General features: G+C 46.2%; 7 protein-coding genes. 3 read left to right on the top strand and 4 right to left on the bottom strand.

Annotation, left to right across the window (positions count from 1 at the left end):
* The first annotated feature begins 5 nt into the window (after nt 1–5).
* Together OU814_RS27465 and OU814_RS27470 are read left to right on the top strand one after the other, a co-directional pair.
* Nucleotides 6–2,714: an AAA family ATPase gene (locus OU814_RS27465; RefSeq protein WP_268242778.1), complete on the top strand. Its 2,709-nt coding sequence runs from the start codon at nt 6–8 to the stop codon at nt 2,712–2,714.
* Nucleotides 2,681–3,964, top strand: a complete 1,284-nt coding sequence (locus OU814_RS27470; RefSeq protein WP_268242779.1) for an McrC family protein — start codon at nt 2,681–2,683, stop codon at nt 3,962–3,964. Before OU814_RS27465 ends, OU814_RS27470 begins: the two co-directional genes overlap by 34 nt.
* Here the strand turns inward: OU814_RS27470 and OU814_RS27475 are convergent.
* The 4 genes from OU814_RS27475 to OU814_RS27490 all read right to left on the bottom strand — a co-directional run bounded on the left by OU814_RS27475 (nt 3,951) and on the right by OU814_RS27490 (nt 8,180).
* Nucleotides 3,951–5,393, bottom strand: a complete 1,443-nt coding sequence (locus tag OU814_RS27475; RefSeq protein ID WP_268242780.1) for a hypothetical protein — start codon at nt 5,391–5,393, stop codon at nt 3,951–3,953. The genes OU814_RS27470 and OU814_RS27475 overlap by 14 nt on opposite strands.
* 13 nt (nt 5,394–5,406) lie before the next feature.
* Nucleotides 5,407–6,255, bottom strand: a complete 849-nt coding sequence (locus OU814_RS27480) for a hypothetical protein (RefSeq protein WP_268242781.1) — start codon at nt 6,253–6,255, stop codon at nt 5,407–5,409.
* A 453-nt stretch (nt 6,256–6,708) separates the two neighbouring features.
* Entirely contained in the window at nt 6,709–7,767 is a 1,059-nt protein-coding gene (locus tag OU814_RS27485) for a protein kinase domain-containing protein (protein ID WP_268242782.1), read from the bottom strand.
* 224 nt (nt 7,768–7,991) lie between these two features.
* Nucleotides 7,992–8,180 (bottom strand): hypothetical protein, encoded by a 189-nt coding sequence (locus OU814_RS27490; protein WP_268242783.1) that lies wholly within the window; start codon nt 8,178–8,180, stop codon nt 7,992–7,994.
* Between the two features lie 554 nt (nt 8,181–8,734).
* On the opposite strand from OU814_RS27490, the gene OU814_RS27495 reads away from it, so the two are divergent.
* On the top strand, nt 8,735–9,460 hold the full coding sequence (locus tag OU814_RS27495) for a hypothetical protein (protein WP_268242784.1): 726 nt from the start codon (nt 8,735–8,737) through the stop codon (nt 9,458–9,460).
* Nucleotides 9,461–9,687: the final 227 nt, after the last annotated feature.

Below are 9,687 nucleotides of genomic sequence, written 5' to 3' on the forward strand. Positions count from 1 at the left end.
AAAAAATGGAACACCCGATGGTGCTCAGTTCACAGAAAGTCGATGAGCTTCTGAGTCTGTTTAAGCAACAATATCCAGACTGGAACAGCTTCTCGAACCCAATCGATATTCGTTTTCAAGAAGATGAAATTGACTATAAACAAAAGCTGATTGCTAAAGCAAAACATCAATTAGCTGAACCCGAATTGCGTGAACTGATTCAGTCGGAGGACTACAATACCTTCATTGCTCGGCTTCAAATTCTAGGACAGGATAAAGAGAATAATCTACTCTTCCTTCGATATCCAAGTTCAAGTGACTTGAATATTCTGAGCGTTCCAGATTTAGATAGGGAAACGTTTTGCAAAGTCTTCTATGACCTACTGTATGGCGATGGAAGTCTCGAAGCTCGATTGGATGATTATTTAACATGGATTGAACGCAACAAGCTACCGAACAAGTGGGCCTTTCCCACACACTTTCTCTTTCTATGTCATCCTGAAACAGAAATTTTTATTAAACCCAGTGCAATCAAAACCTTTCTAGATTTTATTGATCAAGGGAGCATCTTCACATCTAGCCCTTCAGCACAAAGCTACAGCGCAATCAGACAAGTCGCCTCTTTCTTAAAAGAAGCTCTTCAACCATACAAGCCGCGAGACATGGTTGATATTCAGAGTTTGATCTGGGTCTGTAGCTCAAGTCTGAGTCAGCAAGCACGCTATTGGAAAATTGCGCCTGGTGAAGACGCTTGGCAATGGGATGAATGTCGTCATCAAGGCTTTATTGCCATTGGATGGGACGAACTCGGTGACATTGCCAATCTTAGCAGATCGCAGTTTGATGCTCGGCGGGATCAGTTGATTACCCAACATCCAGACTGGAAGTGGTCAAAAACGGGCGTGAATCAGGTGTGGGTGTTCTCGCAAATTCAAGAGGGAGATTGCATTATTGCCAATCGCGGTAAAACAGAAGTGCTGGGAATTGGCACGGTCACAGGTCCTTACTATTTCGATGCCAATGCCAATGAGCAAAAACATCGATTGCCCGTGCAATGGGATGATTTAACGCCTCGTTTGGTCAACAAAAGTGGATGGCAAAGAACCTTAATTGCCGTATCCGAAGCGGAATTTAGCGCGATTACTGGAACTGATAGGGGCACCCATCCTGAATCTCTATTTTCTCCAATTACCTTTGAACTATTGGCAGAACTCAAAGCAACGCCAAAGAAAACAACTTATCTAGCAAGGAAAGATGAGTTTAAGCAACAACTAGAAGAACCCTTTCAACGGCTATTTCGGCAAGTTGCAGCCCAACTTCCAGAAGCACTGACTGTGCGGATGGAAACGGAACGAAAAATCTTTGCCAAAATTCCCAAGAATGATTTCAAGCATGGCGGTGCTTGGGACTTCTACTGGGGGGCATTTTATCCGAAGGGCGGGCAACGAACGCAAGATGCTCAACTTTTCCTCTGGATGAACTATGAGCGTCTAGAATTCGGCTTCTTCATCGGTATGTACGGCAGCGAACAACGACAGCGATTTATTCAAAACTGCCAAAAGTACCACTCACTGTTGCTTGATCTATTAGAAGAAAACTTATCCGATCCAAAGCTATTCTTCGGAAGCCGTAGCCGCGCCATCATTAGTTCAGATGGAACAATATCGGGTCAGGCGAATCTCAGCTGGCAAGATTGGCTGAAGGACCCAGAGCAACTGGGAGATCTGCATGTCGCGATCGTTCTTCCTCAATCCACAGTTTTAGCGAGTTCGATTGATCAACTCACAACGCAAATCGTACAAACCTATCAACAACTGTTTCCGCTAATTTTACTGGCAACGTCGAACGATCCGACTCAAGAAATTGAAGAATACCTCCTAGGAGACGAACCTTCCCTTCCCATCAATCCGCCCTACTCTCTTGCTCAGTGCGCTGAAGAGACATATATGGACTTAGAAGTCTTGAAAGGCTGGGTGCAAGCCCTCGATCGCAAACAACAGGCCGTTCTGTATGGACCTCCTGGCACGGGTAAAACCTTCCTGGCTCGTCATCTGGCTCGACACTTAGTTGGAGATGGGAATGGCTTTGTAGATATCGTGCAATTTCATCCCGCCTACACTTACGAAGACTTTATTCAGGGCATCCGACCCAAACGAACAGAAGGAGGATTGGATTATCCCACCGTGCCAGGACGGTTCCTAGACTTCTGCAAACGCGCTCAGTCTTGTGGTGATCATCCTTGTGTTTTGATCATTGACGAAATCAACCGTGCCAATCTCGCTCAAGTATTTGGCGAGTTGATGTATCTCCTAGAATACCGAGATGAAAAACTCTATTTAGCGAGTGGCGATCTCTTGAGCATTCCGAAAAATGTCCGCATCCTTGGGACGATGAATACCGCCGATCGCTCGATTGCCCTGGTTGACCATGCACTGCGTCGCCGCTTTGCTTTTCTCTATGTTCCACCCAATTACGAGGGCTTGCACAAATACCATGAATCAACAGGTTATTCGGCGGCGAACCTCATTCGCATTCTGAGGCGCATCAATGCTCAACTTGACGATCCCCATTATCAAATCGGCACCAGTTTCTTTCTGCGTCCAGATCTAGACACGGAACTCAAAAGCATTTGGCAACTCGAGATTGAGCCTTATCTGGAGGAATTCTTCTTTGACCAGCCTGACAAAATGAAAATGCTGCGATGGGAACAGGTGAAGGAGCAATTCAGCAGATGAACGTTACAAAGCCCATCGTTTATGAACTGACCGAGTATGCTGCAACAATATTGCCTTCTGATGCTATTCCAATTGAGTTAGGAACGTTGCTCTGGCAGACTTATGGCGAAAATGGCACCTTGCGAAAGAGTGTGGTCAGGATTGATTTTCCCTCTCCAATCACAAGCGGACAGTGGCGATTAACCTCACAAGGCTGGGTCGGCTATATCCCACTATCAGACGTGCTGGGATTTCGGCTGCAACCGAAAGTTGGTCTGGCAAATATCTTTGGCATGTTGGAATATGCCTACAACCTTAAGAGCTTTCATTTTCTCGACGGCTTGAGTCACTTCGATACCCTCGAGGAACTTTATAGCTTCCTCGCAGATATCCTATCTCGGCGCATTCTCGATCGCGCTCGAAAAGGTCTCTACCGCACCTACGTTCCAAGGAGCGATCAGATGACCGTTGTCCGGGGGCGCATGGACACACGGCATCTAGTTCAGAAACCGTGGGAAGTCACCATCAAATGCCACTACAAAGACCATACATCAGACATTGAAGATAATCAGATTCTGCTCTGGACACTGCATCAAATGATTGCTTGTGGGGCCTGTAACCCTCAAGCACTGACCAACGTGCGGCGAGCTTACCGAGCGCTGCAAGGCACAGTTTCGCTAGGACATGTTGCTCCTCAAGCTTGGATGAAACGGATCTACAACCGTCTGAATGACGACTATCAAGCGTTGCACGCACTTTGTCGATTCTTCTTAGAGCAAAGTGGACCGAACCAGACCGAAGGCAATCATAAAATGCTACCTTTTCTGGTAAATATGGCACGACTCTACGAACTGTTTGTCGCGGAATGGTTGAAAGCTCACCGAGTCAGTCATCTATGGACCCACAATCTCGACGTTAAATCTCAACATCAAGTTGAGATTAATCAGGAGGGGTCCTTGTCCTTCAACATTGACCTTGTGTTATTTGATCGCACAACAGGTCAAACCCGTTACGTTTTGGATACGAAGTACAAAATTCCAACCGCGCCTTCTACTGAAGATGTTGCACAGATTATTGCCTATGCCACGGCTACAGGCTGTTCGGAAGCAGTTCTCATCTACCCAGAAATACTACAAATGCCCCTTGATGCCAGAGTGCAAAACATCCATATTTGCACTCTGGCTTTTGCTGTAGATGGAGATTTGTCTCGAGCAGGAGAACAATTTTTAGAAAGCTTACTTGCGCGTCAACCCATAGCTAGGACAGCATGAAGGCATCAAGTTCGTCAATGGTGTGAATTATTTTTGTTTGGGGAACTCCATATGCCTCAGCGAGCTGAATGCTGTTTTGCAATCTGAGCGCTGTATTTTTGGTTTGATCAAAAGCAGCTTGTGTTAGATCTCCTAGTCGTTCATATTTAATGATGAGCTGGGCAATAACCTCCTGATAAGCGCGATCAATTTTGGCAAGGCACTGGTTATAGTACGCTGCTAATCTTTTTTGCAACTTTTCTGCTGCTTCACCGAGATATGGTTTTCCAAAACTCATGATCATCCGGCCCGCAATGGTTCCGACCAATGCTCCTAAGACAGGCACGGGGATCACAGCTTGCCCGATCGCTGCACTGAGCGCGACGATCGCCGACTCTGCACAAGCAATCTGTCCCAGTTCTAGAAATTCATCAAGCGTAATGTCGCCATCCGCATAGCGTTTTCCGATGGCTACCACCGCAAAACCTGCACTAATCACAGCGCCCGCCAACGGAGCAGAAAGATTCGCAAAGTTGGTTAATCCATACAGTGCTGCGCCAGAAACTCCGCCCGTTGCTCCGCCCTGGGCAGTGGCGAAACCTAGCTCTTGCCAGTCTGCGCTTGTGAAATCACCTTTAAAGGGATTCTTGCCTTGCCGATATTTTTCAAACAGTTTGAAGGTAACCTGAAGACCTGCTCCAATCACAGCCCCTTGAGCCGCGACCTTTGCCATTTCTCCAAGACTCGGTTGATGCTCTAACCGAATCTTGTCTTTCAAGTCTTTCTGAGTCTCTTTTAGCTCCTGTTCATGTCGGTCTAAAGTATCTTGAACCTTACCTTGCTGAACTTCACGGTAGTTAGAGATTCCAGGTTTGACCACCTCGTGAAATGGTCGGCCTGACAATTGCTCAACTGCCTGCATCTTCTCCCGAATTTTCTGGATGGAAGTTTGAGACAGCCCTTCCACCATCTCCCCTCGAGCGACACGCTGCATCACTTCATACTGATCTTTTGGTACGTGATAGTAGGAACCATTACGCCCAAAATACTCATACTGTTTCATGTGATTTAGAACGTGTTCCAGGTTCTCCCCAACTCCATTGACAAACTTCGATTGAACCTCCACCTGGCCAATTCGGTAGTCTGCTGGCGCAGTTCGACCGACGCCATCAAAGGAAGCAGTAGGCGTGAGTTGATGCACCAAGTCTCGTGCGTTCCGAATCCCCACTTCAACCTGCTCTGCAATCTCACCGTGTTTCGTATGCGAGTTGCCTAGAATGTGTTCAGGGCTGCCCACGAACTCACGAACCTGCTGAACTTGGCACAAAGCATCAGCAAACGCGCTATCTTGACGGCTGAGGTCTTGTGCGAGTTCCCGCGCACGGTTGAGATTTTCAGCATCAACAATGCTGGCGATGATCTGTGTGGTTGGATGGATATTCTCTTTCATGCTGCACATTGGATTAGGCGATCTTCTGATTGAGCAACTTCGATAGGGATTGAATATTGTTCATCAGCGCCGCAAGCGTTTCTTGTTGCCCCTTTGTAAATTGACGGTAATCCTTCGGTGCTTCTTTCATCAGAGTCTTGAGCTGCAACAGAACACCATCCGTATGTTGTTGAGTCAGATCTAAAAGACAATCAATTGCTTGTCCTGCTGCGGATAGCTTCCTCGTTTCCGCTTTGATTTCTACGGTTTCTTGTGTTGCTTTTTCCGCGACTTCTGCGTTTTTATGATTGGCATAGAACGCACTACCTGCAAGAGCAACCCCTCCAATCGCCCAACCCACTGGTCCTGCTAGCGCAAGCAGCGCATTGCCTGCAACCATTCCCCCTCCGCCTGCTGCGAGTGCACCACCGCCAAGCCATGCGAGTGCGGCATTCGTTGCAGCAGCGCCAGATAAAGCAGAAATCGCAGTTCCAGTCGAAGCCGTGCCGAACGTGGTTGCGATCGCCATCGCTGCAGTTGGGCCAAAAGCGGCGACACCTGCTCCAGCGGCGACACCTGCTCCAGCAACCGATCCACTGACCTGTTCATGTTTTCTCGCTTCCAGCTCGATTTTTTCTGCCAGTTCTACAAATCGGCGATATTCCGCTTTGAACGCTGCAACCGTCTTATCAAATTCTTTCGGGGAGTTTGACAGAGTATTAATGTAGTCTTCGCAAGCTTGAATGATTTGATCGGCTGTTCCACGCCGTCTGTTGTATAACTTCTCAGATTTGTACGTCACCTGAGCAAAAACACTTTCGTACTCTTTCGCGGCACCTTTGAGCGCCTTCAAAGCGCGATCCTTTGAACCCTGATTGAACATCTTTGTGTGCTGAGAAAAGCGAAACAGCTATGACTAGCAATATACCCAAAACCCGTGTGAAGATTCCTATGCAGCGATTGCAACACCAAGTCTTTAAATTTGGCGGTGCTCAATGGCAAAATGAGGTGTGTTCCTTGATGTGGTTGATAAGGCGAACGTCCTGGTTTTTTGAAAAACTGGGAGCCTGGAGATCTCAGCATTCATCTACTGAAGGTGGATAGAGTTCTTCTAATTTTGATTCCACTTCGCTGACTCCTCTTTCAGCTTTTATTTAGACATGCGATCTAAGTGAATAATGCTGGTGAACTCTATTCAGGCTGAAAGATTGGATTCTCGACATTGAGTATCCAATCTATTCTAGACAGGTAGAGAATCAAGGTCGTGAATGAGAGACCAATCCTTGCATAACTTAAGCAACAAGCGTAATTTATCAGGTAACAGGCGGCTCTCACCTTACTTGGGTTTAGAGAACTGATTTGCAATGTGGATCGCTTTTTCTTGAACTGCATTGAAAGAGGGAAGAGCGGCGTTAACCAACCAATGAATAGCTTTCTCTGCTGCTTGCTGAGAACTCAATTGAGTGACGGGCTGTTCTGCCGCTGAAGCATCCTGATGTCTCAAGTCTTTGAGGAGAAGTTCAATATTTGCGTAGCGATCGAGAAGTGATGGAGCAGCCATTTGCTCTAAAATTTTGCAGAAAGCAGGACTAAGAGAATTGTGGGTCAAGTAGTCCTGGTAGTTCCAGTGTTTACCCTGATAGTCAAGCAGATAAGTGGGTTCTATACCTGTCGCAGCCTGTAAGCAGACTACACCTAGACTGTAAAGGTCGCTAGCAAACGTGGCTTTTCCTGTCAGCTGTTCTTGGGCGGAGTAAGCAGGATCGCCGATTAGGTACTCTCCTGCTTTGAGAATGCTATTTTGCATCATTTCTGCGATTAATTGAGGAAACCCAAAGTTAATCAAGGTAAACGTTCCAGAATGATGTGAGTAAAGGATGTGCTCCGGTTGAATGTCTCTGTGGAGTAATGAAGATTCATGGAGCGTTTGCAGAGCGGGTAGGAGGTCTTCAAGTAGTTTTTGGATCTGGCTTTCGGTAAGGTAGGACTGATTCTGGAGCAGTTCAGATAAGGTAGAGCCGTGGGGAAGTGCTTCAATCAGGTATAAGCCATTGCCTACGACAGAATAATCGATCGGTGTTTGCAGGTTCGGGACATCCTTCAACGTATGCAGGGCAGCAACAGACTGCTTGAAAATCTCGATCGCTCTTTGACGGTTCGCTGAGTTCTTTAGAATCTCGTCAGGCAATAGAATTTGCTTCAGTTGGATGGGAGCGTTGGCTGAAAAAGCTGTGTCTACCCCCTTGAAGGTTCTGATAAATTTACCCATTTTGATGGGTTGTAGAGCACGGTAGCGAGACTTAATCAGCAATTTTGCGCCACAACTGCGACAGGCTCTTTGGTTGTCAGGATTCTGCGGCTCAGTGCAATGGGGATGTAGGCAGACGCTCATCATGATTCTTAAACTGCTCTTGCTACCCTAAGTATTCCCAATGTGTCGTGTAAATATGGCTTCTGAATGGACAGGAGCAGCATTATCCCTAAGTGGTATCCGCTCCAATTCTAAAGGCTTGCCCCTATGCTGGAGTTTGACAAGCATGTCCATAGTTAAGAATACGTTTGATCTTGGTGAAAATAGTTCAGATTTTCCAGTGGACAAGTTGGATTAAGTGGAAGAGATTAAGGACCACAATCGTATGTAAAAAAACGCTGCACTCGCTCTGGTTGATCCGCAATCATGTCTTGACTAAATTGTTCGATCGAGGGCATTGGAGATTGCAGAATTTCCCAAATCTGTGCAGTGTCCATATTACTTTTCGCTTGTGGAATATTTAGCGTAACCGCACCACGCAGTTCTCCCAAGGACAAACGAGTCAGCAGATTTTAGAGGGACTTCTACCCAGCTAATTTGCAAGCTATTTTTGCGATCGTTTTTCTACTGCTGTAACTTTCCAAGTTGTGTAAATAACCTGGTCGAATAGGCAAATTTCAAAAATATTGCAAGGTCAAGAACAAGGGTTAGCATCGTCTTTTCTGTCTCGACAAACTACGATCGCAGATTCAAATGTTCAGGTTCAAGGCATCAATAGTCAAATTACTCCCTTAAGCGTTTTTTCGGATTTTATCAATAGGTGCTCAAATCCTTATCCTACTTACACTAAATCGACTAACCTCAACATTGTCTACACTAATTTTCTCCCTCTTCACCGTTCTCTTGTGAGAACGAAACTCTAAAGGTGCTCAACTTCAGTATATTCTTTTTCCAGAGTTCCGTATGTTCCCCCAAAGCTTCGCAGGTTTAGATTGCTTATCCTTAAGAAAAGCTTAAGTCTAGAGCGTTCAATTCACGCCGCTGGATGCCTTGTTTTGACTCAACAGGTGCTGCCTTTCCGTTGTGTCTACTGTCGTTTTGTGAGTTCTTTATGCCGTCCAATTTTCAGCCTCAAGAACAGACATTTGTCTTGGCTCTAAGTTCAGATCAGCCACTCAACCCTGCACTCGTCAATGAAGAATTCTGCCGCTACAGTGGTGTGATTCCAATGGACTGGGAACTAGCGCGAGATCCCATCTACACCCCTCAACTGGTTCAACTCGCTTACCAAAATAACATTACGATTACAGCCCAACCAAATCGCATCTTGTTCACGGAAATGACTGCGAATAAGGAGAAAGTGGAGTATCGCGCGGCTCAGTTAGCTCGTCGGTTTGCAGCGGCTCTGCCGAATTTGAAGGTGCAAGCGTTTGGGTTTAATCCATTGGGACATGCTCAACTTGGTGACACAAAAGAAGATGTGCGAGACTATCTCAACCAAACGCTCCTTTCACCTGGAGCATGGCAAAATGTTGGGATAGAACCTGTCCGTCCCCAAATCAGCTTAGCTTATACCTTGGAAGAAAGAAGACAACTGAACCTAACAATCAGTGAAGCAAGCCTAAGAAGTGATGCTGAGGTTTTCACCCCTGTCGTGGTCTTTTCAGGAAATTTTAGCTACACCATTGAAGGTGAAGCCGCAGAAGCGTGTCGAGCATCGATGCTGAGAGCGTTGGATCGCGCTCCAGAAGATCTGGACTTCTTTATCAACCTGATCAACGAGAAATTTCTAGCTGTTGCATCTGTTGCACCTGCATTAATTCCAGCATTTGCTTAGCTCATTTCTTGTCCTAATTGTGGTGGAAGCTGATGGTCATCCAGCTAGTAAACTCTCGCTTCCACCCAACAAGTTCTTTCTATGCTGATTGCTCTTGCTGAGATTGGTATCACTGTGATCCAACTTCTGCACTTATCGTGTGCAGAAGTTGGATCACAGCCATTTTGATCATGAGCATTAGCTGCGCTGATTCTGAGAAGAATCAGCATATTCTCTTGCACACATTC

Source organism: Leptolyngbya sp. GGD (genome assembly GCF_026735145.1).
GTDB classification, from domain to species: domain Bacteria; phylum Cyanobacteriota; class Cyanobacteriia; order Leptolyngbyales; family Leptolyngbyaceae; genus Leptolyngbya; species Leptolyngbya boryana.

Excerpts from the sequence above, each read along its gene's own strand:
- OU814_RS27480 (WP_268242781.1), bottom strand. The coding sequence starts at position 6,255 with ATGTTCAATCAGGGTTCAAAGGATCGCGCTTTGAAGGCGCTCAAAGGT.
- OU814_RS27470 (WP_268242779.1), top strand. The coding sequence starts at position 2,681 with ATGGGAACAGGTGAAGGAGCAATTCAGCAGATGAACGTTACAAAGCCC.
- OU814_RS27495 (WP_268242784.1), top strand. The coding sequence starts at position 8,735 with ATGCCGTCCAATTTTCAGCCTCAAGAACAGACATTTGTCTTGGCTCTA.
- OU814_RS27485 (WP_268242782.1), bottom strand. The coding sequence starts at position 7,767 with ATGATGAGCGTCTGCCTACATCCCCATTGCACTGAGCCGCAGAATCCT.
- OU814_RS27465 (WP_268242778.1), top strand. The coding sequence starts at position 6 with ATGGAACACCCGATGGTGCTCAGTTCACAGAAAGTCGATGAGCTTCTG.
- OU814_RS27475 (WP_268242780.1), bottom strand. The coding sequence starts at position 5,393 with ATGAAAGAGAATATCCATCCAACCACACAGATCATCGCCAGCATTGTT.